The following is a 21,510-nucleotide window of genomic DNA, read 5'->3' on the forward strand; positions in this document are numbered from 1 at the left end:
AGCGGCAAAAACCTACCCGTCCCAACCCGCATCACGTACGCGCCACACCGCGAGAAGAGCCACCGAAAGCAGACTGACGACCGCTCCGACGACCGCGAATCCGGGTCCGCTGGTAGTCGTCGCTGTCTCAGCCATGGGCCCGTTGCTGGCAGTTGCTGTCTTGGCACTGGTCCCGTTGCTGGCAGTAGTCGTCTCTTCGACCGCCGGAGCAGCACCCGCCCGAACCGCCGAGAGCGCGCTGACGGTGGGCGCGTTGACGATGACGAACTGGTCGCCAGTCTGATTCAGGTAGAACGCGTCACCGAACGCCTTCTCAGTAGGGATCCGGTAGGTATCACGGTGGCCATCGACTGGCTGGGCACCGTAATAGGCGAGCAGATCCGTATATCCCGCGGCAAACTCGGCGGCGTCCCCCTCGCTATCCCAGACGGTCTTCCAGACGTAGCCCGTCTCGTTGGTCGTCGCAGAATCGTTCGTGATGTAGGGATACAGCCGGTCGTTGTCCCAGCCGTCCGTGACGTCGAGACCGTAATTGAGCGGATCGACGCTGCTCACCTCACCCGAATCAGTGTAATTGTAGAACTCAACCGGCCCGACGACAGGTGTCGCCATGCCACTGGAAGCAAAGACCGGCCGCATGAACATGGCGCTGAGGCCAGCCTGACCGAACCGGGCATACTCGGCACTCCCGTTCCCGAGATCAGGACTGCGCCAGGCGTCCGCGCTGGTGTCGATAACCGTGAGATTGTGCGGCTCTTCGTCCGGGTACTTCTCGGGATGAATCGTCTGCTCCGTCGAGGCCGGTGGGTTCTCGTAGATGTCGTTTACCGCGTCCCACCCGCCCGTGGCGCGGATCTCGGTGACGAAGGTGGGGCCGTCGCTGTAGGGCTGGTACTGGGTCAAGTAGACCCCGTAATTGATAGCTGGCTCACTGTCGCCCGCGTCGCTATCCGTCTCGTCGTCGGCACTGTCACTGCCGTCCGTGCCAGTCCCGGGCTGGAGACAGTTCCACTCGGCCCCACAGCGTTGCTGGTACAGTTGATCGACGAGGTTGGCGTCACCTTCGACGATCCCGTTACCGGCGTTGTGTCCTTCCTCTGTCAGCCGATCGAACGAAAGATTGAATTGCTGGTCCTGAAGAGCGTGAAACAGTTCCTGTGAGAGCGTGATCTCGTCCATTTTCGGGACCGATTCGTTTGCCGAGACGATGACGATCTGCTCGTTCCCGGGCGAGTAGAAGCCCCCGACAGTCGCTGATTGAGTCGACCGGTAGCCAGCCAGTGCGTCCTCGTCTTCGCCGATCGAGAGCAGCGCTTCCCACTTGACGTTCTGGTGGAGGCGATTGGCCGTCGACGTATTCGGCGTACTCGCATTCGTTCCCCACCGGTTGCGGTACTCCTGGCGCGAGACGACCTCTACGCTCACTGTCGTCTCGAATTCCAGGCGACGGATCTGCTCGACGCGGGCCATCGATCGCCCGACCACGGCTTCGAGTTCCGAATCGTTGAGGCCGTTTTCGGGCGTCACGTCGATCGACTCGTTGTACCAGTAGCCGTTCTCCCACCCGAGACGGTCTGCCGGTGGGTCCGACTGGGAAGCCTCGATGACTGAGACATTCGCGTCCGATGGGGCGGCACCCAGCCCGCTGTCGGTGCCCGGTGACGACGCGATCGACGCGGCTGCAGGTGCGAGGACCGTTCCTACCAGGACAGCGACGATCAGGACGGCAACGAAGCGACGAGAGACCATACGGTCGGTCCGTGCGAGCGCCTTACAAATCTCTCGGATCGGCCCACTGAACGTGGCCCGGACAGGATACGCCCGTTAGCGACGACGAGTGACGATCACAAGCAGCCCAACGACAGCAAGGAGTGCTGTCGCGACCGTAAATCCACCACCAGTGGTGGTCGTGGTCCCGTCACTCTCGGTTGTCGTCCGGTCACCCTGTGGCGCTGCGCCGGCCCGGACCGCTGAGAGGTCCTCGACACTGGGCGCGTTGACGAGCACCAGTCGATCCCCAGTCTGGGTGACGTAGAACGCGTCACCGAACCCCTGATCGTCTGGAATGCGATACGTGCCAATTCGCCCCTCGACTGGCTCGGCCCCGTTGAACTGGAGGAGTTCCGCGTAGGCATCCCGGAACTCGGCGGCGTCCGCAGACGAGTCCCAGACCATCTCGTAGACGTACCCCGTCTCGTTGGTCTCGCTGGAGTCGTCGGTCACGTACGGTACCAGCTTGTCGCCGTCCCAGCCTGCTATAGCGGTGTGGTTGTAATTGTACGGGTCGAACTGGTCGACATTGCCGGCATCGTCGTAATTGATGTGGTTCTGTAATGGAACGATCGAGGTCATTCCCTGGGTCTGGACCGCGGGATACCACAGCGTCACGTAGAGGCCAGCCTCGCCGAACGAGGCATGATCGACACTCCCGTTGGACTCGAGTGGCCGCCAGCGATCCGAACTCCGCTCTGGAACTGACACGTCAGTCGGTTCGTCCTCGCCGTACTTTTCGGGGTGGATGGTCTGTTCCGTCGAGGCCGGTGGATTCTCGTAGATCGCATTGACCGCGTCCCATCCCCCCTCCTCGCGAATCCCTTCGACAAACGGCGGGCCGTCACTGTACGGCTGGAGGAGGATCTGGTACAGTCCCAGATGTGGATCGAAGTCCGCGGGCGTGTTCTGTCCCGACGGTTCGAGGCAGGTCCCGTTCCAGGCCCCGTCACAGTGTTCCTGATAGAGGTGATCGACGTAGTTGCCATCCCCTTCGATGATACCGTCTTTCGCGTTGTGGAGTTCCTGCGTCGACTGGTTGTACGCAGAGACGTTGAATCGCTGGTCCTGCAGGGCGTGAAACAGCTCCTGAGAGAGCGTGATTTCGTTCATCTGTGGCGTCTCCGTGTTCTCGGAGACGATCTTGATCTCGCCCGTCGAGGGATCGTAGAATCCACCGACGCCACCCGCGCGATTGTCCGCCTGCACCGCAACAGCATCGGTCGATTCGTTGACCATAAACAGTGCCTCATACTTGACGTTCTGGTGGAGGCGCTGGGCATCGGTCGTATTCGTCGTCCCGTTTGCGACGCGCTGGCGGTAGTCCGCTCGACTGATGACCTCGACCGGCGGCGTCGTCTCGAACTCGAGGCGGCGAATCTCCTCGACCCGGGCCATCCCCCGGGCGACGACGGCCTCGAGTTCCGAGTCGTTCAGCCCGTCTTCGGGCGTCACGTCGAGGGTCTCGTTGTACCAGTAGCCGTTCTCCCAGCCCAGAACGTCAGTCTCGGGATCGGGGAAGTGCTGGTCGGCGATGGAACTAGCATTCGTGACAGCAGCTTGCTGGGAATCGATGAACGTGTCGTGGACAGGACCGGAAACGGCGGGACTGGGACCGATCGCCCCAGCCACCGGCACGCCGGCCAATCCGACCGCGACGATAACAACGACCAATTCAGTTCGGGAGACCATACTGTCTCTGTGAGTGAGAGCCTTACAAATCTCCCGGTGGTCCCGATCGGCGGCCGGGAAACGCTCCGGGGTCAGCGTCGGGTAGCGACAGCGAGCCCGAGGAAGGCCAAAAGCGCCGCCACGAATCCGAAGCCAGGGCCGCCGGTCGTCGTCGCGCCAGTGCGCTCATCGCGGTCGGTTGTCGTCGCTGCCGAAGTAGTCGTTGTCGTCTGGGTCGTGGTCGCTGTGCCGGTCGCCGTACTCGTCTCGGTTGGCGTCGCACCCTCCGGAGCAGCTCCTGCTCGCACGTCAGACAAGGCCGGGACACTGGGCGCGTTGACGACCAGCAGCTGGTCGGCCGTCTGGTTGACGTAAAATGCGTCACCGTAGGGATTCTCATCACGAACCCGATAGGTGTTCTCGTGGCCAGCAACCGGCTCAGCACCGCGATAGTCGAGGATATCGACGTACGCCTCCTCGAACGCCGCCGCGTCGGACGGACTGTCCCAGACCGTCGACCAGACGTAGCCGGTCTCGTTCGTCTTGGCAGACTCCGCAGTCACGTACGGTACCAGTTTGTCACCATCCCACCCCTGCGTCGCGTCGGAATTATAATCGTAGAAGAACGGTGATTGGGCGCGAAGTGACTGATTGAACGGTGCAGATTGAGGTATGACGACCGACATACCGGACTCGTAGCTTGGGAACCACAGCAGTGTGTACAGGCCAGCTTCGCCGATCGTGTCCGCTGCCGTCTGGCCATCAACGGTGAGTGGCTGCCAGTCGGCACTGCTCCGGTCCGGGACGGTTACTGTCTGAGGTTCGTCCGACTGGTATGCTTCTGGGTGAATGACTTGCTCGGTGCTGTTGGGGAAGCTATCGTAGGCGTCGTTGACGGCGTCCCAGCCGCCGCGATCCCGCAACGTGGCGACAAACTCGGCCCCGTTGCTGTACTGGACGTAATTGAGAAATGCGAGACCGACAGCCCCATCAGAGAAGCCAGGTCCGCCACCGCTGGCTGCTGGCGTAACACACTTCCAGTCGGCCCCACAGCGTTGTCCGTACAGATAGCCCACGTGACTCGCGTCACCTTCGATCAGTCCACGGCGGGCGTTGAACGAATCCGTCGCCTGATTACCGCCCCTGAACGTGACGTTCAGCTCCTGAACTTGCAGCGCGTGAACGAGCTCGTGACCGAGCGTGAGTTCCGAAAACGACGCCTGTCCCTCATCCATGACGATCGTGACGTCACCTGCCTGCAAATCGAGTTCCGGGACGGCATTGGGAACCACGAACGCGGCCGCAAAGCCACCCTGGCGCTCTCTGATCGCAGCGGTGGCGTTCCGATCCTCACCGCGAAACCCGAGGGCCTCCAGTTGGACGTTCGCCGACAACGGATCGACGTCGACCGATTCGGCGTACTCTACGTAGTCACTTCGATCGATGAAGTTGAGGTCGACCGGCTCGTCGAATTCGACGCCCCGAATCACCTCGACGCGCGCCATCGTCCGGTTCAGAAGGCTGGCGGCTTCAGCCCTGTCGATCCCGTCCGAGGCGTCGATGTCGATGGATTCGTTGTACCACACCCCGTTCTCCCACCCGAGCCGATCCGTCTCCGGATCGGGCGGGCTCGTCAAAACGGTCGCTTCCCCGTCACCAGCTCCCGTAGCCACCGATCGGTCGTCGAACTGTGCCGTCGAAACGCCTGCCTGCGTCGCCGCGGCCGTCACCGGTTGGAGGGCGAGGACTGCAACGGCGAGGACAGCCAGGAGTTGTGCGCGCTTAACTCGCATCGTGTGTAAAGCCTGCTTTACCAATAGTAATAAGTATTTTCCTTCTTGTCGCGTTTACTTGCTTCGACGGGCGTGCGTGTTCCAGCCTCGGCCCAGGGATGACACAACCCAACTGGGACTGAAAGCCAGAACCTCTAATGGCCACAATCCCGAACGGGGAGACAACAATGACGTTCGAACCGGACCGGACTGCCGTCGTCGTGGTCGACATGCAGAACGGCTTCTGCCACCCTGAGGGGAGTCTCTACGCACCGGCAAGCGAAGACGCCATCGAGCCGTGCGTCGACCTCGTCGATCGCGCACGCGAGGCCGATGCGACCGTCGTCTACACGCGCGACGTCCACACCGACGAGCAGTTCGAGGACGCTCACTACTACGACGAGTTCGAGCGCTGGGGCGAACACGTCCTCGAGGGGAGCTGGGACGCCGAACTGATCGAGCAACTGCAGTCACGCGAGCCCGACCTCGCTATCGAGAAACACACTTACGACGCTTTCCACGAGACCCAACTCGACGGCTGGCTCTCCGCCCGCGGGATCGACGATCTCCTTATCTGTGGAACGCTGGCGAACGTCTGCGTCCTCCACACCGCTGCCAGCGCCGGCCTCCGGGACTACCGCCCGATCCTCGTCGAAGACGCCGTCGGGTTCATCGAGGACGACCACCGCGAGTACGCCCTCGATCACGCCGACTGGCTGTTCGGCGAGTTGACCGACCGCGAATCGATCACGTTCGCCTGATGGTCCGACGATTCCGGCCGGGTGACAGGCCGGCAGTCAGGCACGTCCACCGTCGCGCACTCGCGGACGCGGGGACCGATCCGGACGACGTACCGGGTAACGCGGACCTCCGGTGGATCGAGGAGACGTATCTGCGATCCGACGGGGCATTCCTGGTCGCGGAACGAGACGGAGAAATCGTGGCCTGCGGTGGCCTCCTCGTCGACGGGGCGGTCGCTGAGCTCATGCGGATTGCCGTCGATCCGAGCCACCAACACGAGGGGCTGGGGACCGCGATCGTCGACCATCTGGAGGGTGTCGCCGAGCAGCGTGGCTGTGAGAAGGTCGTCCTCACGACCGCAAGCCGACAGGTAGCAGCGACCGAATTCTATCCGGCGCGGTGCTACGAGCGAGTCGACACGTGGCAGACGAACGGCTACGAGTTACTCGACTTCGAAAAAGAACTGTGAGTTCTCAGGCGTCCCGTTCGACCGTCCCGTCGGGACCGATCCGGCTGACCCGCTCCCCGCCGTCGAACGTCTGTGCCACCAGCGACACTGTGACGGTCTCGCCCGGATCGAGCGAGCGCATCGAGCCGTTCTCCCGCTGGGCGTCCGGATACGAGTGGGCAGGATGAGTCGTCGTCGGTTCTAGCCCAGCCGTGTAGTTGCGTCCCCAGAACGGACTGGCCTCCAGACCGCCATAGGGCTGCCAGTACCACAGCGACTCGAAGTGTTCAGCCGGCCACTGCAGGCCAAAACCAAGGTCTAGCTCGGGATTCGTCACTGCGTACCACCCCTCGTCCAGATCGTGCAGGTACGCCATATCGTTGATCTCGGCGTCGATCGGCGGGAATTGAGAGAGGTCGACCGACTCGCCGTCGACGCCCGGTGCCGCTGGCCACTCGAAGGACGCCTCGCTCTCTAAGCGATGGTTCTCGTTGCCGGGATCGTACTCCTCGACGTAGCCGCCTTCGGCAGGTATATCCAGGTGGGCATCCGGGCCGATCAGCGGTCGCCCGAGCGTGAGATGTTGCTGGTGGGCGTACTCAACGGGGACATCACCCTCGTTCGTGATCGACTCCTCGATGTCGAGGACGGCTTCGCCGGCCGGGAGCGTGAGTTCCCGCGTGACGGTAAACGGGTAGCGACGAAGCGACGTCGTAAGTTCAAGCGTCACCGCGTCCTCGTCGTCCTGCAGGATCGTCGCGTCCCACTGCAGCAGTGCTGTTTCGCCGTGGTGCTCGTAGCGCCCACCAGGGAATTCGAAGGGGCCGCCCGCCCCAGGAAGGTTGAGTTGCCAGCCGCCGGGATAGTATTCGTTCCAGGACCCCTCGATCGACGGCAGTTCGTTCGGTGGGGCCGACCAGTCGTGATCGGCATGCCAGAGCACGTCGATGTCGGTCCGCTTGTCCCGGAATTCAACGATATCACCGCCTTTGCCCTGGAGCACCATAATCCGGAGATGACGGTTTTCGAGAATCGACGCGTCGATCCCCTGGTACTGATAGGCCGTCGAGATGCGCGGTCGCTTGTTCCAGTCGTCCATGCCGAAAGTCGATGGCGGGTACTGTCTAAGGGTTTGTGGTGAACGCGGGCGACAGTACTGTGACTCCGGGACACTTAGGGTCGCGGGGTGCCCAGTCGAGGCATGCTCATTCGGAACGCGACGCTGCCCGACGGGCGAACGCGAGACGTCCGTATCGAGGGCGAGCGGATCGCAGCCGTCGCCGAAGATCTGTCCGACCACGAGGGCCAAACGATCGATGCATCGGGCAAACGCCTCCTTCCCGGGATGGTCGACGCCCACGTCCACTTTCGGGAGCCGGGAGACAGCCACAAGGAGACCTGGACCAGTGGGTCCCGAAGTGCCGCCGCCGGGGGCGTAACTACGGTCGTCGACCAGCCGAACACGACGCCGCCGACGATCGACGGCGAAACGTTCGACGAAAAAGAGTCAATCGCCGGAGACTCCCTGGTCGATTTCGGCCTCAATGGCGGCGTCTTGCCGGCGTGGGGGCCCGAGTCGCTTCTCGACCGACCAGTGTTTGCACTCGGTGAGGTGTTCCTCGCGGACTCGACCGGCGAGATGGGGATCGACGAACGAGTGTTCCGGGACGCACTGGCTGTGGCCGAGCGCCGAAACGTGACCGTGACCGTCCACGCCGAGGATGCCAGCCGGTTCAACCGAGGTGCCCAGGAACGGACCGACGCCGACGCCTGGTCGGCCTACCGGGCGGCCCGCGCCGAGATCGAAGCCGTCGAGCGAGTCTGTGAGCTTGCAGCGGAGTTCGACGCCGATCTACACATCGCCCACGCCTCGACCCCGGAAGCGATCGATGCCGCCGGACAAGCCGGTGTCAGTTGCGAAGTCACGCCGCATCACCTCTTTCTCTCGCGATCGAATCTCAGCGATCTGGAGACCTTCGGCCGGATGAATCCACCGTTGCGCCGCGAAAAGCGCCGGGAGCGCGTCTACGATCGCGTGCGCAACGGACAGGTCGACATCATCGCGACCGATCACGCGCCACACACTCGCGCCGAGAAAGACGCAAGCATCTGGGATGCACCCAGTGGCGTTCCAGGCGTCGAGACGGCGCTGCCACTCCTTCTGGAGGAAGCCCGCCGGGACCATCTCACGTACGAACGAATCCGTGATCTCACAGCCGCGAATCCGGCTGCCCTGTTCGATCTACCCAACAAGGGCCGGATCGCCCCTGGATTCGACGCCGATCTCGTCCTCGTTGCTCCCGATGACACTCGGGAGATCCACGGCGAAGCGCTCCACACCAACTGTGACTGGACACCCTTCGAGGGCTGGCAGGCCGTCTTCCCCGAGTTCACGATGGTTCGGGGCACGATCGTCCACGAGCGTAGCGACGACGGAAAGCAGTTCGACGACCACCAGGGCCGAAACGTGCGGCGGCCACGAGCAGTCGCGGCCGATACCGAAAGTGACGGCAAGGCCGACGACGAAAGCGAGCGCGAAGACATCGATAACGACCCGAACAACGAAGGGGACGAGGACGACGCGCCCAGGAGCGAACCACCGAAGGAAGGAGTCGACGCTGAGGCGGCCGATCAAGAGCAACCAGTCGGCGCGGACAATACAGTTGCACGCATCGCGGAGGACAACGAGCGATCGACAAATGACTGACCACGTCCCGCCGCCATTCATCCCTGACGAGAGCGACGATAGTGCCGATGACACGCCAGACGTCCCCAAGACGACACCGCCAGCCGGCGGCTACGATACCGAGCAGCTAACGCTCGAGCTCATGCGCGAAGAAGGCAGTAGCTATGAGCAAGCTGAACGGTTCCTCGCAAAACTACGCTCGGAGCACAGTCTCGGCCAGGTCCGCACCCTCATCGACCAGTGGATCCTTGATGGGCGGTGACTGATCGAGCGACCTGAACCAACACCTGCGACAACTGTGGGGAAACGGTCACTGACGCAGAACCCACACCTGAGGACTCGATGCCGATGGAGGACACATCAATTATCCTGAGAGAGCCACACAACGAATCAGGCATCGTCGAGCTGGACGGCGTGACCACATTCCGGGCATTCGACCTCGTCGTGGCGCAGAGCCGCACTGTGTTCCCGGACCTCCCGCATCACGTCAGATATCTGATCCTCGGCTTCGAGTTCCTCGTCGACGCTCAACTCGACACCCTCGACTTCCAGCAAGAACTTCGCGACCTCCGTAGTCTCGTACATGATCTCGTCGAGTTCGTCGGCGGTGAAGAAGTCGCTCATCGCCCCATAGAGGAAGGTCGAACCGGCCATGCGGACTTTTTCTTCGAACGACGCCCGAGCCTGATTGACTGCCTGTGGCGTGTAGGTGTCGGTCATAAATGGAACCAGTTCGGGCAGGTTCTCGCCGATCTTAGTCATCTCGACGCCGGTCTCGGTTCGAAAGTCCGCACACAGGCGAGCGATGGCCCACTCCCGGGCGGTAATGTACGTTCGCTCCCGGAGGAAGTCATTTGCGCGTTCATAGGTCCCGCCGTCGATCTTCTGGAAGCGCTCGTAGGAGCGCACGTCCGCCGGTACGTCCTGGTCGGCTGCCGAGTCGCCCGATTGCCCGGGGTCGTCGGCCGCCTCGTCGAGGCGTCCAGATCCCGTTTCGGTTTCCCCCCGCCCCTCACTAGATGGGGGTGTCCTGTTCGACTCGTCTACTGATTCGACATCGGCCTGCTCGCGGTCCGTCAATCCATCACGGGGTGAAGACGGGTCCCTCGCTGGCTCGTCGGCTCGATCGTCGTCCATACCTGGGGTGTGGCCCGAGCCCGAAAAAACATGTCGCCGCCGTTTCCGGGCCACGGAACGGAGAATTTTTATCCACAACAGTAATGGAAGGCATATGAAGATTCTGCTGGGAGTCGGCGGGAGCGAGCACTCCCGGCGGGCGCTCGAGGAAACCGTTGAGCGCGTCCGGGATACCGGTGACGAGCTGACCGTAGCCGTCTTTCGCTCCGAAGCAGTTGCGGCACCGCCTACAGATATCGAAGCAGACGTCAACGAAGTGCTCGAAACCCACGACGTAAACGCAGAGGTAACGCGCGTCTCGGGTCACCCCGGTGGCGAACTGGTCACGCTGGCCGACCAGGGAGGCTACGACCGGCTGGTCATCGGCGGCGGGACCCGAAGCCCGCTCGGAAAGATACAGCTGGGTAGCGTCGCCGAGTTCGTCGTACTGAACGCTGAAACCCCGGTGACCCTCATCCGATGAGCGGCGACCGTTCTTACCCCACAGAAGTGTCAGGTCCGTTCCCAACGCCACCCCACGCGTTCACCGACGAGGACGGCCGGAACATCGTCGTCCGGGTCGCAGACGACCGCGAGGCACTTGTCTCGATGTACGAGGCCTTCGATCCCGAAGATCGCGCACAGGGCATCCCGCCGGTCGGTGAAGGATCGATCCGACGATGGCTCGACCGCGTCTTCGAGGAGGAGTGTCTGAACGTCATCGCCTGGCACGGCGAGGACGCCGTCGGGCACTCGATGCTCGTCCCGGACGACGAAAACGCCTACGAACTGGCGATCTTCGTGCTTGGCTCCCACCAGTCGGCCGGAATCGGGACGGAATTGCTCCAGACCCTGCTGGGCCACGGTAAACAGCAAGGGATCGAACGCGTCTGGCTGACGGTCGAGCGCTGGAACGACCCGGCGATCGGCCTCTACGAGAAGGTTGGCTTCGAGATCCGCAACACCGAGAGTTTCGAGCTGGAGATGGCGATTCGGATCGCCGATTCCTGACCGATTTTCGAACGCGGCCGGCTACGGTCCGTCAGACGGAGAGGACTGGCTGGCTGGCATACGAGAGGACGTACCCGGCGACCCGGCCAAGCATCGCCCCTGGTTCGTCCATCGCTGATTCACGTGGCACCACGATGAAATCAGCGTCGAGTTCCTCGGCGGCGTCTAAGACAACGCTGACCGGATGGCGACTCAATGAACTCGCCGAGTAGCCGGCGGCCGCCGACTGGGAGAGCGTGACGTCATAGCCTTCGTCGCGGACCATCTCCCGGACAGCACCCATAAACGCCCGGTGTTCGTCGGCGACGCTATCGGGATCGATCGAGCCCGAATCGATGCCACGCGCGATCCCTTCGTCGATGACGTGGAGGACGTGGACATCGGCCCCATACCGATCGGCCACCGCCAGAGCGTTTTCGGCTGCCATCTCGGACGTGTCGGTCCCGTCGACAGGGACAAAGACAGTCTCGATATCGACACTCATTGAACGGTACTGTGTCAGGAACCATCAAAAACCCACCGAGCGCTGTCACTGTCGGTTGACGACAACGCCACGCCAGCTTTATCCCGGCAGAGAGATACCTCATCTGCATGTACGACACGGTCGTGCTCGCGACCGACGGTTCGGCGAGCACTGAACGAGCGGTACGGGTCGGACTCGACCTCGTCAGGCGGTTCGACGGCACCGTCCACGGACTGTACGTCCTCGATTCGAGTGACGTCGCCGCCGCGCCAGAGAACGTCCGTGCGGATCTACGCGATGCCCTTCGAGACCGCGGAACAGAGGCACTCGAGACGATCGCCGAGCGGGCCGATCGTGACGTCGTCACGTCGATCCGCGAGGGGCGACCGGCGAAACAAATCTGTGAGTACGCCGAATCGGTCGAGGCCGACGTGATCGCAACCGGCACGCGCGGCCGGCACGGCGAGCATGCCTTTTTGCTCGGGAGTGTCGCCGAAGCCGTCGTCCGGCAGTCACCTGTCCCGGTGTTGACCGTCCGGCAGTTGGAAGCTAACGAACAACCCCAGCGCCCAGCCCAGGGAGCGCAGTAACCATGGACGACTGGCTCATCGACGACGAACGGCTGTCGATCGAACGGAAATCGATCCTGCCCGGAGAGGGATTCTTTTACCCGGAATCGCTCGAAGAAACCGAGCGTGAACGCGAAGCCGCAGAGCGACTGGCCGACGCCGAGACGGTCGTCATCGCCGACACCGACGCTGACGGCCTCGCCTGTGTCGCCCTGCTCGAAGCACAGTTCGACGACGTATCGCTACTCCCGGCCAGCCCGCACGACCTCGACCGGGCGATCGACTGGGCCGCCGAATACGTCGATCAAGGAACGCGTGTCTTCCTCTGTGATCTCTGTCCGGACGCAGCCGAAGACATCGAGGCGCTGCACACACTGGTTGACCGCGCGGATTCAGTCCGGTGGTTCGACCACCACCAGTGGGAGCCTGATCTGGCGGACGCCGTCGAGACTGCCGGCGTCGAGTTGACGGTCGGGGACTCCGATGAAGTCTGTACGGCCGACGTTGCCCTGGCGGAACTGGCGGATGACTTCGACGAGCGATTCGTCGACCTCGCTGCCGTGACGCGCGACCACGATCTCTGGATTCGAGACGACCCACGGAGTGACGACCTCGCCGACCTGGCCCACTGGATCGAACCCGACGAATACGTCGACATCGTCCGCGAACACGGGGCCGATTTGCCACCCGAGGCTACGGAACTCCTTGCCGAACGGCGCATCGAGAAAGACGCCCTCATCGAGAAGGCCGTCGAACGCGCCGAGCTACGCGAGGTTGGCCCCTGGACCGTTGGCGTGACTTACGGCCGCTGCTCGCAAAACGAAGTGGCCGAAGCCCTCCGCGAGCAGGGAGCCGACGCCGCCGTGATCGTCAAGCCGGCCGGTTCCGCGAGCATCCGGGGCACCGAGAACTTCGAGCGCGCCCACGAGGTCGCTGCCCAGGTCAACGGCGGCGGCCACCCGAAAGCCGCCGGCTGCAAGCCCGACATTTACGACGACATGCTCGATTACGCCCACCACTGGACGACTCGGGGTGCAGTCGCGAAGCAGGCGATCGTCGACGCGTTCAAGCGCTTGGACATCGAAGAGTAAGGCCGTGAGCGACCGGCGGGAGCGAGCGGGTTTTTGGTCCAGATTTTTGCGCGAGTGGTGGGGAGCGAGCGGTAAAGCCGCGAGCGAAGCACCCGAGCGGAAAAAGGTGGACTCGGACGACACGGGGTGCAGTCGCGAAGCAGGCGATCGTCGCGGCGACGCTCGTCGTGCTCGGGTCGTCTCCGGCGACGGTGGCCAGCGTCGCCCTCGGGTTCGTGGTCCTGACGGTGAGCGGCGACTACCTGGCGCAGTTCGTCGGCGATTACGCCGATCACGTCCTCCTGGGCTGTCTGGGTCTCGGCCTGGCCGGGTGGCTCCTTTTCGAGAGCGGAATCTCGCTGGCCGCAAGTTCCTTCGCCGCCCTGGGTACGTGGCTGCTCGTCGACGGCGTCCAGCACCTCCGGCACGAGATCGGTCGGGAGTCGATCCCGCATCAGTACAGCCACGACGGCGGCGTAGTCACTGGACTGGTCCGTGCACTCGGCAGACGGCTCCTCCGGCCGTTCCGCCTATGACCGCCGGCCGATCACCCGAGTTCGGCGCTATCCAGGACGAACTCCCAGAGCCCGGCGAGGACGATCAGTCCAGCTACCGTAGCGCTCTCGACGGGCCCGTACTGCATCGGGTAGACGAACAGGCCGAGAAAGGCGATCGCGCCGACGACACCGACCAGTCCGGTGAGGATGGTGTCCGATCGATCCATTCCGGCTGGCCCTCACACCGTCGCTCGAAAAAGCGTTACTGTCCGACACCGTCGTCGACGACCCACTTCTCGCTGTAGCGCTCGCCACAGGCACACGCCGCGTAGGCATGGATCACGTCACCCTCCGCGTAGAGTCCGCCGACCTCGTCGTTTTGGGCCTCGGCGAACGCGAAGAGAAATCTGACAGTGTGGTCGGCGTCAGGTTCGTCTGTGGCAGCCGGGCAGGTCCCGCCGGTCAGGTCGTCGTCGATTTCGCTGGGGGTGTCCATCGCGTCCTGTGCCAGGGCCATCGGATCGATGCTCGTTGCCGACTGGAAGGCGCTGCGGCCCTCCGCCCCGGGCAACACGAGGACGACCCCATGCTCAACGGGCTCTGCATACGATTCGAGTGCTTCAGGGTTCGAAACGGCCGCTTCGTGGAGGAAGACGGCGACGTCATCGGGTCGGTCGCCGGCCAGGAACGCCTCACGATCGGTCATACCGGGGGCGACGGTACAGGGAGGGAAAAACGACACGGAGATGACCGGAACGTCCTGCGCGGACCGTGGAGCTGTCAGACGTTGATGACGCTGGAGACGACGAACTTCGTGAAGATGGCGATGACCGCGCCGACCCAGGTCAGCACGACGAAGTGCATGTAGCTGTTGAGCTTGTGGCCCCCGTCAGTCGTCCGGATCATCAGCGCCGACAGCAAGGCATTGAATACGATAACGATGATCAGCAGGAACTCGATGACGGGGATATCGTAGACGGCAGTGTGGACGAGTGAATTGACCTCGAAGCGGCTTCCGGTGTTGAGATTTAAACTCATTTCAGAGAGGATATTGACGACCTGCAATCCGATAAAGAAGGCGAACGTCGATGCCGCGGAGATCCCGTAGAGGACGCCGATGAGCGTCGTCGTTTCCTGATCGCGTTGCTGGCGGAGTTGCTGGACCTCGTTCATGTTCTCGCTGATGAGTTCGCCCAGTTGCTTCGGACTGCCACCCATCTTGCGGCCGACGAGGTACATCTCGCTGAAGGTCTGGATCAGGTAGGATCGACACTCCGCCGTGAAGTGCCCCCAGGCCTTCGAAGGCTCGATGCGCATGTTCAACCGCTTATAGAGGTTATCGACGTTCTCGGTGAGTGGCCCGAAGTCCTTGGTGCGCAACGATTCGAGGACCGTACCGGTCGTCGACTGCTTTGCGCCCTCCGTCGACCCGAGTGCGCGGATAAAGCTGGGATACTCCTCGTCGCGGGCCTTGACCTTCTGTTCTTCACGACGGATCACGATACCGGGGATGAGCAGTGGCGTGATCGGCACAGCAGCGTAGAACGGTAGCGGCACGGGATCGAAGATCGGAAGTAGCATGTTCAGCGTGATCGGGCTGACGCCTGCTGCCCCACCGAACGTGATAAGTGCAAGTACGACCGTCAGTCCGACGCCGGCGGCAAAACTAATGTTGAGCCGGCGCTCCATCGGCGACGTGATTTCCTCCGGATGATACCAGACAGGGTCATACGGCGCGAGGGATCGAATCGCGACGAAGAAGCCGGTCTGGACGAAAATAAAGAGGACAATGACAGCGCTGACGGTCATCATCGGATTGGTCCCCGTCAGGATCGGAAGGACGACCGCAAACACCAGTGCGAACGTCATCGAGAGAATCATCGACAGGTAGAGGTCTTTCATAACCTCCAGATTGCCGAGCGCGCCTTCGTAGACGGTTTTGTAATTGTCGATGATCATGTCCTGCTCGGAGAGCAAGTAGTCGTCCAGTCCCTGCCCTGCCCCAAGCGTGTACCCCAGTCGATCGAAGAAATCCGAGACGGCCTCGCTCGGGACCTCTTTGGCCCGCCGCCTGAGCGCGTCGTCCAAACTCAAATTCCACGTATCGACCAACTCGACGACCCGGCCCATCTCCGTGGCGAGTTCTCCGTACTCGTCTTCTTCGGCGAGCGCTCGAAAGACCTCCATCCGGTCGATGTTGGTCGTCGCCAGCACCGTCATGTGCGTAACCAGGAGATGGAACCGATTGTTCAGCGCCTGCCGACGCTGCGAGAGTTGGACTTTCGGATAGAAGATCGCTGCCCCGAACAACAGGAGTCCAAGCAACGGGAATGGCAAGCTGATCGCCAGCGGGAGCGGTGCCAGAAGTGCAATCCCGAGGGTAACCACGAAAAACAGAAAGGCCGGCAACAGGATGGCCAGCAGGTATCGCTGAATCGGAATTCCCATCCGACGATAGGAATCCATCAGCGAGGCTATCGTGCCGGAAATCGTCAGATCGAGTGAAGCTTCTTCGGAGGCCATCAGTCTTGGCGGTGAATGTCGAAAGAAATTCCCTCGACGCCGTCCCGTTGGAAGTTCTCGATCATCTCGTTGACCTCGTGGTAGCCGAGGATGTTCTCCTGGATCGCCCGCTCGATGAGTCTGGCGCGGAACTTCAGGTCATCGTAGATGTCACGCGTGTCCTCGTAGCCCAGCAACGTCGCGATCTGTTCTTCGAGGACGAAGGAGTTGTTCATCCCCTGGAAGACGATTTCGTCTTCGACGGGGTCCCAGTAGAAGCTCTGGCGGGTGACGACCCCGTCCATCTCCTTTGAGTAGCCCTCGATTTCCTGGACTGAGGTCACCCGGCGGAGCACGTCATCGCCCTGCTTGACCCGATTCTGGAACAGTGCGATATCGGCGACGTCCATGAACGTCTCGGGGACGTTGATCGGTTCGCCGGTGAACCGCTGGATCATCGAAACGATGTCGGCAGCGTGGAAGGTCAGCATGACCGGGTGGCCGGTCTGGGCCGCCTGGAACGCCATCCGCCCCTCTTCGCCACGAACCTCGCCCACGATGATGTAGTCAGGACGGGACCGGAGTGCGGCGGCGACGAGGTCGAACATGTCGACGTCGGTCCCCTCGTCGTCACCTTCCCGAGTGAGGAGTTGCTGCCAGGTGTCGTGCGGTGGCAGCACCTCGGAGGTGTCCTCGGCGGTGTAGATCTTGTTGTCCCGGGGGATGAACGACATGATGGAGTTCAGCGTCGTCGTCTTCCCCGACGCCGTCTCCCCGACGACGAACACCGTCTGTTCGTTCTCAAGGGCGAGCCAGAGATACGCCGAGAGTTCCGGGCTAAGGGTGCCCCATTTGGTAATCTGGAAGATTGAGAGGGGGACCTCGGTGCCTTGCCGGATGGTCATCGAGGGACCCTTCAACGAGACGTCGTCGGAGTAGATGATGTTGATACGCGATCCGTCCGGGAGCGTCGAGTCGATGATCGGGTCGCTATCGGAGACGGGATCACCGATCCGTTCGCCCATGTTTCGCAGCCACTGCTCGTACTCCTCGGGTTCGCCGAAGTCGACGGTCGTCTTGATGAGACTGTAGACGGAGTGATCAACGTAACACTCGTGGGGCCCGATGACGTGAATGTCCTCGTTGGCCGGGTCCCGCATCACCGGTTCCAGGGGCCCAAGACCGACAATGTCACGGTTGAGCCGGTAGCGGATGTTCTCGTACGTCTCCTCGGAGACTTCGACCTTGCCGATGTTCGCGAGGTCGCTGACGCGACTCAGAACGCCCCCCTCGTCGCTACTCGTGACAGACGTCGTCTCCTGGAGGAGTTCCTCGATCCGATCGTCGTACTCGGCTTCCTCGCTAGGTGCCGGCTTCATGACGCTCTTTTCGAGCAGTCGGTTACGGACCGTTTCGAAGACCGTCAACTCGTCGTCCTCGAGTTCGGGTTCGATGGCGTAGTACTTGATGTCCTGCCCGATGTCGCCGTAGACGTGGGTGTAAATCGGGCCACCGACGGGATAGATCACGTTCGGACGGTTGGTCTCGTACTCGCCGTCGGCCTCCTCGATGAACATTGGGAACTCGCCGGTGATCTGCTTGAACTTCTGGAGGTGATCACGGAGATGGGGCCGTCTGGCTGCGTGTTGGCGGAGTTCGTCTGACGGTTTCGGTCTGCCGTGATCTGTCATAGTGTATTCACCTCAGGCCACGCTGCGTGATTCGATGACGATTCCCGTCCCCGAGCGGACGGAGTACCCGATCGTGTCGCCGACCTGTTCGCCCATGCCGGCAAAGCGCTTGACCGAGATCTGGCGGCGCACATCGTTGCCGACCTCGATCATCTCGAGTTCGATGAACACGTCGGCGATGGCCCGGAACGGACCGATCGCGTCTTCGTCCAGCGTCGAGGGGTCGACCGTCAGCATGATGACTTTCCCCTCGGCGATGACGTCTCGGAAAAACGAAATGATCTCGAGGGCGGCCTGGCGTTCTTCGTTCTGGCGAACCAGTGCCTCGAACTTGGGATCGTTCCGGAGGATGGCGTCGAACGTGTCGATGATGATTACGTCGGTATCCCACATCACTTCGGCGTCCATCAAGCGTTTGAGCAGGTCCATCCGGTCGCTCTCGTCGTCGTCGCTGAACGTATTCGAATCGCCGATATCAGCGTGCAGGAACAACAAATTCTCGTCGAGAATGTGTTCGACCATCTCGTAGTCCAGGCTGTGCATCTGATCGAGATAGCTCCCGACCGTCAGCTCCGTCGAGAGCATCGTGACAGTCTGGCCGGTCTCACAGAGCCCGTAACTGAACCGCTGGCTCATCGCAGACTTCCCGGCCCCGTAGTCCCCTTCGACGAGGACGATGCTTCCGGGGGGGATGCCGCCGCCCAGTTCCTTGTTGAGTCGATCCCGCTCGTCGAGGCCAAGCGAGTAGAGGTCAGTTGTTGCGATACTCATGTGCGAAACTCGAACACCTCCTCGTCTCCATTGATCGTGAGCTGGACGCGGTGGTCACCGCTGGAGAGGTCCGGCGCGGAAATATCCATCCGGACGACGTTTCCGATCCGCCAGGTCTCCCCATCGACGACCGTCACCGTGAAGTCAGTCTGGAACCGGCCGTCGAGGAGGACGTCCATCACTACTGGATCGGGCGGGAGATCCTGAGAACCCGTGTTCTTGACGTACAGGGTGATGTTTTCGTTGCCAGACCGATTGTAGACCGTCGCGCCGCTGTCGCTGATGAACTCGATGTCAGTGCGAACGTCGTCACTGACGTCTAACCCGAGCTCGTCGACGGCTTCGCTGAGTTCGCCGACCGTGTTTGTCAGCACCCCCGCGACGCTCGCCGCGACCAGAATACTCGCGATGAAGATGATCAGATGGGACGCAGAGACACTAGCCACGCACGACCACCTCCGTACTGGAAACTCCCGGACCCGAGACGACTTTGACCCGGTCGGGCTGGCTAGTAGCCGAGACGTTGTATCGCAACTGCTCGCCCGGCAGCCACAGGTCCGTTCCGGCGTCGCCGTCGACGGACCGCTCGGTGAAACTCGTCTGGTACTCGTTGTCGACGATCAGGTCCGTCCCCTCGACGGTCAACTCGGACGCACCCGTGTTGTTGACCGTGACGATTAGACTGTTGTTGCCGTCGTCGTACGTCGCGTTGTGGATCGCGATGGCCGTGTTTTGCTGGGTCAGCAAGTCATCCTCAGCTGCGTTTCGAGCGTCCGTCACCCGCTCGACGGTATTGAACGCTGCAGTGTGGAACATCCCGAAGGCAATGAGCGTCGCAGCGAAGATGATCGCCACGGAGGCGCTAACGCTGAAGCCCATTTGCTCCACCTCCAGCCATAGTTGGCATCTGTTCGAGGGCGACTGATTCGGCACCGCCGCCGTTCAACTGACTCACGTAGCGGAGGCTCTTGGTGTGGTGATCGATAGTCAGCGTCGACGGTTCGCTATCCGCCTCAAAGCCCTGAAGGTACGCCTGGAGCTGATCGGCGACATCCTCGTCGATCCAGTCGATGCGCTCGTAGTAGTGGATCGCCTCGGCCGTGGCTCGAATCCCGACCTCCTCGACGAGGAACTCCAGCCACTCGACGACGATCAGGTCAGCGAGGAAGCCGTCGGGGAGCTCCGTGAGGTACGGCTTCCCGTCCTCGCCGCTGGCCGACTCCGTGGCCGATTGGTCGGCCGTTTCGTCCGCCTGACCGCTCGCCTGGGAACCTGCGTCCGCCTTCGGTTCGTCGACAGCCGAGTGAGGATCCGTCTCGGATTCGGCGTCTGACAGCGTCGCGTCCATCTCGGACGCCTCGTCGGTGACAGCTGTGCCGTCCGCAGTGTCAGAATCTGACTCTGCAGCGTCGGCCATTGGCTCCGCAGTCTCGGCAGTTGGTTCAGGCGCTTCCTCGGCGGTGTTCGGCTCCGGCTGGGAGTCCGCTGTTGGTTCTTCCTCCTCGTCGATCACCGTATCGAAGAGGTCATCGTCGGCAAGCGCGTCGTCAGCCGATTCGTCTTCGAGTTCGTCGAACGCATCCGCCGGCTCTTCGTCGTCGGCCGATTCGTCCGCGAGTTCCTCAAAGGCGTCGCCTGGCTCGTCGTCCTCGGCTTCGGTCGCCTCCGCCTCAGCGGCCATCTCGTCCGGGTCCCCTCGGTCCTCTCCCTCGGCCCATTCGGCGTCGCCCGCTTCGTACTCGTCTTTCAGTTCTGCAAATGACTTCCCGCCTTCCTCGCCACCATCGCTGTCGTCGCCGCCCGAGTCCGTGTCAAAGTCATCCTCCATCTCAAAGTCGTCACCGTCGTCGAAATCTTCGTCGAACTCGTCGTCAAACGCAACGTCGTCACCACCATCGTCGAGGTCGTCGTCCCCGAGAACTTCGCCGACATCTGTGTCAGCCTCGAGTTCATCGTCGTCCTCGACGAGATCCTCGTCGAAGAACCCCTCTGCATCGGCGTTCGCGATGTCCTCTTCGAGATCCTCGTCAGCCTGGCCATCGTCGCCGTCGTCGAACAGACCGAACGATTCGTCGCCCGGGCCGCCCAGTCCGCCGGCATCAATGTCGTCGGCGAAGGGATTGACACCGCGAGTCACCATCTCGTAAATATCGAGCAATTTTCGGACATTCTCCTCGACGTCATCGACTGTCTCCGAGATCTGCTCGTTCTCGTTGCGGACAGTGTTGACCGTCGAGGAAAGACTACCGACTTCCGTTTCGAGTTCGTCAAGCCGATGTTCCAGTTCGTCCGTATCGGACCCCCCGTCCATGTCGCCAAACTCGTCGTCTTCGAACTCTCCAAACTCGTCACCGCCATCGTCGAGACCGCCCAGATCTCCGAAATCGTCGCCACCGCTTTCCTCCGGCATCAGTCCCTCGCCACCGCCCGAATCGTCCGGTTGTACCTCTTCGTCGTCGGAGAGAATCGAATCGAAGACAGACCTGATGCTCATGCCGACAAACCCCACCGAGAGCAGTGCGACAACCAAGGGCTCTGGCGACACTGCACCGGTCGGCCCCAGGAACCACCCGCCGACATCCAACACGGGCTGACCGGCCACCGTCGTTACGGCCGATCCGAGCCACAGGGACGAGAGACCACTCATCACAACAAAAATAGCCGCTCAAACCCTTCAATGTACCGTTTAGAGTATCATATTTGATAACTGACTGTTCTATTCTCAGAGACCG

At 62.1% G+C, this 21,510-nt stretch carries 22 protein-coding genes and 1 pseudogene; 9 read left to right on the plus strand and 14 right to left on the minus strand.

From position 1 onward, the window contains the following. Positions 1–12: 12 nt before the first annotated feature. The 3 genes from HZR20_RS01210 to HZR20_RS01220 all read right to left on the minus strand — a co-directional run bounded on the left by HZR20_RS01210 (position 13) and on the right by HZR20_RS01220 (position 5,234). Positions 13–1,749 carry an Hvo_1808 family surface protein gene (locus tag HZR20_RS01210; RefSeq protein WP_181684771.1) on the minus strand — a complete coding sequence of 579 codons (1,737 nt, stop codon included), beginning with the start codon at positions 1,747–1,749 and terminating at the stop codon, positions 13–15. Positions 1,750–1,824: 75 nt separating this feature from the next. Further along, the gene (locus HZR20_RS01215; RefSeq protein ID WP_181684772.1) at positions 1,825–3,462 is read right to left on the minus strand and encodes an Hvo_1808 family surface protein; all 1,638 of its coding nucleotides are present in this window, start codon (positions 3,460–3,462) and stop codon (positions 1,825–1,827) included. Positions 3,463–3,533: 71 nt separating this feature from the next. Then, positions 3,534–5,234 (minus strand): Hvo_1808 family surface protein, encoded by a 1,701-nt coding sequence (locus HZR20_RS01220; RefSeq protein WP_181684773.1) that lies wholly within the window; start codon positions 5,232–5,234, stop codon positions 3,534–3,536. Positions 5,235–5,401: 167 nt separating this feature from the next. Here HZR20_RS01220 and HZR20_RS01225 point away from each other — a divergent pair, with 167 nt between their 5' ends. Then, positions 5,402–5,974 (plus strand): cysteine hydrolase family protein, encoded by a 573-nt coding sequence (locus HZR20_RS01225; protein WP_181684774.1) that lies wholly within the window; start codon positions 5,402–5,404, stop codon positions 5,972–5,974. Beyond that, positions 5,974–6,423: a GNAT family N-acetyltransferase gene (locus HZR20_RS01230; RefSeq protein WP_181684775.1), complete on the plus strand. Its 450-nt coding sequence runs from the start codon at positions 5,974–5,976 to the stop codon at positions 6,421–6,423. Before HZR20_RS01225 ends, HZR20_RS01230 begins: the two co-directional genes overlap by 1 nt. 4 nt (positions 6,424–6,427) lie before the next feature. On the opposite strand, the gene HZR20_RS01235 is transcribed toward HZR20_RS01230, so the two are convergent. Continuing rightward, positions 6,428–7,501 (minus strand): aldose 1-epimerase, encoded by a 1,074-nt coding sequence (locus HZR20_RS01235; protein WP_181684776.1) that lies wholly within the window; start codon positions 7,499–7,501, stop codon positions 6,428–6,430. A gap of 102 nt (positions 7,502–7,603) precedes the next feature. Here HZR20_RS01235 and HZR20_RS01240 point away from each other — a divergent pair. Together HZR20_RS01240 and HZR20_RS01245 are read left to right on the plus strand one after the other, a co-directional pair. After that, a pseudogene (locus tag HZR20_RS01240) lies at positions 7,604–8,875 on the plus strand (dihydroorotase); the annotation flags it as partial. 226 nt (positions 8,876–9,101) lie between these two features. Then, the gene (locus HZR20_RS01245) at positions 9,102–9,350 is read left to right on the plus strand and encodes a hypothetical protein (protein WP_181684778.1); all 249 of its coding nucleotides are present in this window, start codon (positions 9,102–9,104) and stop codon (positions 9,348–9,350) included. Positions 9,351–9,478: 128 nt separating this feature from the next. Here HZR20_RS01245 and HZR20_RS01250 read toward each other — a convergent pair whose 3' ends face one another. Further along, on the minus strand, positions 9,479–10,225 hold the full coding sequence (locus HZR20_RS01250) for a DUF5806 family protein (RefSeq protein ID WP_258560308.1): 747 nt from the start codon (positions 10,223–10,225) through the stop codon (positions 9,479–9,481). Positions 10,226–10,319: 94 nt separating this feature from the next. Between HZR20_RS01250 and HZR20_RS01255 the strand changes: the two genes are divergently transcribed. Beyond that, the gene (locus HZR20_RS01255) at positions 10,320–10,688 is read left to right on the plus strand and encodes a universal stress protein (RefSeq protein ID WP_181684779.1); all 369 of its coding nucleotides are present in this window, start codon (positions 10,320–10,322) and stop codon (positions 10,686–10,688) included. After that, positions 10,685–11,215, plus strand: coding sequence for a GNAT family N-acetyltransferase (locus HZR20_RS01260; protein WP_181684780.1), 531 nt, complete (start codon positions 10,685–10,687; stop codon positions 11,213–11,215). Before HZR20_RS01255 ends, HZR20_RS01260 begins: the two co-directional genes overlap by 4 nt. A gap of 31 nt (positions 11,216–11,246) precedes the next feature. On the opposite strand, the gene HZR20_RS01265 is transcribed toward HZR20_RS01260, so the two are convergent. Beyond that, positions 11,247–11,699: a universal stress protein gene (locus HZR20_RS01265; RefSeq protein WP_181684781.1), complete on the minus strand. Its 453-nt coding sequence runs from the start codon at positions 11,697–11,699 to the stop codon at positions 11,247–11,249. 107 nt (positions 11,700–11,806) lie between these two features. Here HZR20_RS01265 and HZR20_RS01270 point away from each other — a divergent pair, with 107 nt between their 5' ends. The 3 genes from HZR20_RS01270 (at position 11,807) to HZR20_RS01280 (ending at position 13,853) form a co-directional block, all read left to right on the plus strand. Continuing rightward, entirely contained in the window at positions 11,807–12,268 is a 462-nt protein-coding gene (locus HZR20_RS01270) for a universal stress protein (protein WP_181684782.1), read from the plus strand. Between the two features lie 2 nt (positions 12,269–12,270). Next, entirely contained in the window at positions 12,271–13,338 is a 1,068-nt protein-coding gene (locus HZR20_RS01275; protein WP_181684783.1) for a DHH family phosphoesterase, read from the plus strand. Positions 13,339–13,505: 167 nt separating this feature from the next. After that, complete coding sequence (locus HZR20_RS01280; RefSeq protein ID WP_181684784.1) at positions 13,506–13,853, plus strand: hypothetical protein; 348 nt, start codon at positions 13,506–13,508, stop codon at positions 13,851–13,853. Between the two features lie 11 nt (positions 13,854–13,864). Here HZR20_RS01280 and HZR20_RS01285 read toward each other — a convergent pair whose 3' ends face one another. The 8 genes from HZR20_RS01285 to HZR20_RS01320 form a co-directional block, all read right to left on the minus strand. Next, entirely contained in the window at positions 13,865–14,041 is a 177-nt protein-coding gene (locus HZR20_RS01285) for a hypothetical protein (protein ID WP_181684785.1), read from the minus strand. Positions 14,042–14,076: 35 nt separating this feature from the next. Beyond that, on the minus strand, positions 14,077–14,520 hold the full coding sequence (locus HZR20_RS01290) for a DUF5807 family protein (protein WP_181684786.1): 444 nt from the start codon (positions 14,518–14,520) through the stop codon (positions 14,077–14,079). 74 nt (positions 14,521–14,594) lie between these two features. Beyond that, on the minus strand, positions 14,595–16,337 hold the full coding sequence (gene flaJ, locus HZR20_RS01295; RefSeq protein WP_181684787.1) for an archaellar assembly protein FlaJ: 1,743 nt from the start codon (positions 16,335–16,337) through the stop codon (positions 14,595–14,597). After that, complete coding sequence (locus HZR20_RS01300; protein ID WP_181684788.1) at positions 16,337–18,007, minus strand: type II/IV secretion system ATPase subunit; 1,671 nt, start codon at positions 18,005–18,007, stop codon at positions 16,337–16,339. The genes flaJ and HZR20_RS01300 overlap by 1 nt, the downstream gene beginning before the upstream one ends. A 12-nt stretch (positions 18,008–18,019) precedes the next feature. After that, positions 18,020–18,778 (minus strand): ATPase domain-containing protein, encoded by a 759-nt coding sequence (locus HZR20_RS01305; RefSeq protein WP_181684789.1) that lies wholly within the window; start codon positions 18,776–18,778, stop codon positions 18,020–18,022. Then, positions 18,775–19,224 carry a flagellar protein G gene (locus tag HZR20_RS01310; protein WP_181684790.1) on the minus strand — a complete coding sequence of 150 codons (450 nt, stop codon included), beginning with the start codon at positions 19,222–19,224 and terminating at the stop codon, positions 18,775–18,777. Before HZR20_RS01310 ends, HZR20_RS01305 begins: the two co-directional genes overlap by 4 nt. After that, positions 19,217–19,657 (minus strand): flagellin, encoded by a 441-nt coding sequence (locus tag HZR20_RS01315; protein ID WP_181684791.1) that lies wholly within the window; start codon positions 19,655–19,657, stop codon positions 19,217–19,219. Before HZR20_RS01315 ends, HZR20_RS01310 begins: the two co-directional genes overlap by 8 nt. Beyond that, positions 19,641–21,425 carry a FlaD/FlaE family flagellar protein gene (locus tag HZR20_RS01320; RefSeq protein ID WP_181684792.1) on the minus strand — a complete coding sequence of 595 codons (1,785 nt, stop codon included), beginning with the start codon at positions 21,423–21,425 and terminating at the stop codon, positions 19,641–19,643. Before HZR20_RS01320 ends, HZR20_RS01315 begins: the two co-directional genes overlap by 17 nt. Positions 21,426–21,510 lie beyond the last annotated feature (85 nt).

The organism is Halorhabdus salina, from assembly GCF_013839425.1.
Lineage (GTDB): Archaea > Halobacteriota > Halobacteria > Halobacteriales > Haloarculaceae > Halorhabdus > Halorhabdus salina.

Excerpts from the sequence above, each read along its gene's own strand:
- HZR20_RS01225 (WP_181684774.1), top strand. The coding sequence starts at position 5,402 with ATGACGTTCGAACCGGACCGGACTGCCGTCGTCGTGGTCGACATGCAG.
- HZR20_RS01320 (WP_181684792.1), bottom strand. The coding sequence starts at position 21,425 with ATGAGTGGTCTCTCGTCCCTGTGGCTCGGATCGGCCGTAACGACGGTG.
- HZR20_RS01250 (WP_258560308.1), bottom strand. The coding sequence starts at position 10,225 with ATGGACGACGATCGAGCCGACGAGCCAGCGAGGGACCCGTCTTCACCC.
- HZR20_RS01290 (WP_181684786.1), bottom strand. The coding sequence starts at position 14,520 with ATGACCGATCGTGAGGCGTTCCTGGCCGGCGACCGACCCGATGACGTC.
- HZR20_RS01235 (WP_181684776.1), bottom strand. The coding sequence starts at position 7,501 with ATGGACGACTGGAACAAGCGACCGCGCATCTCGACGGCCTATCAGTAC.
- HZR20_RS01270 (WP_181684782.1), top strand. The coding sequence starts at position 11,807 with ATGTACGACACGGTCGTGCTCGCGACCGACGGTTCGGCGAGCACTGAA.
- HZR20_RS01245 (WP_181684778.1), top strand. The coding sequence starts at position 9,102 with ATGACTGACCACGTCCCGCCGCCATTCATCCCTGACGAGAGCGACGAT.
- HZR20_RS01230 (WP_181684775.1), top strand. The coding sequence starts at position 5,974 with ATGGTCCGACGATTCCGGCCGGGTGACAGGCCGGCAGTCAGGCACGTC.
- HZR20_RS01265 (WP_181684781.1), bottom strand. The coding sequence starts at position 11,699 with ATGAGTGTCGATATCGAGACTGTCTTTGTCCCTGTCGACGGGACCGAC.
- HZR20_RS01305 (WP_181684789.1), bottom strand. The coding sequence starts at position 18,778 with ATGAGTATCGCAACAACTGACCTCTACTCGCTTGGCCTCGACGAGCGG.
- HZR20_RS01210 (WP_181684771.1), bottom strand. The coding sequence starts at position 1,749 with ATGGTCTCTCGTCGCTTCGTTGCCGTCCTGATCGTCGCTGTCCTGGTA.
- HZR20_RS01220 (WP_181684773.1), bottom strand. The coding sequence starts at position 5,234 with ATGCGAGTTAAGCGCGCACAACTCCTGGCTGTCCTCGCCGTTGCAGTC.
- HZR20_RS01315 (WP_181684791.1), bottom strand. The coding sequence starts at position 19,657 with ATGGGCTTCAGCGTTAGCGCCTCCGTGGCGATCATCTTCGCTGCGACG.
- HZR20_RS01260 (WP_181684780.1), top strand. The coding sequence starts at position 10,685 with ATGAGCGGCGACCGTTCTTACCCCACAGAAGTGTCAGGTCCGTTCCCA.
- HZR20_RS01275 (WP_181684783.1), top strand. The coding sequence starts at position 12,271 with ATGGACGACTGGCTCATCGACGACGAACGGCTGTCGATCGAACGGAAA.
- HZR20_RS01215 (WP_181684772.1), bottom strand. The coding sequence starts at position 3,462 with ATGGTCTCCCGAACTGAATTGGTCGTTGTTATCGTCGCGGTCGGATTG.
- HZR20_RS01300 (WP_181684788.1), bottom strand. The coding sequence starts at position 18,007 with ATGACAGATCACGGCAGACCGAAACCGTCAGACGAACTCCGCCAACAC.
- flaJ (WP_181684787.1), bottom strand. The coding sequence starts at position 16,337 with ATGGCCTCCGAAGAAGCTTCACTCGATCTGACGATTTCCGGCACGATA.
- HZR20_RS01285 (WP_181684785.1), bottom strand. The coding sequence starts at position 14,041 with ATGGATCGATCGGACACCATCCTCACCGGACTGGTCGGTGTCGTCGGC.
- HZR20_RS01255 (WP_181684779.1), top strand. The coding sequence starts at position 10,320 with ATGAAGATTCTGCTGGGAGTCGGCGGGAGCGAGCACTCCCGGCGGGCG.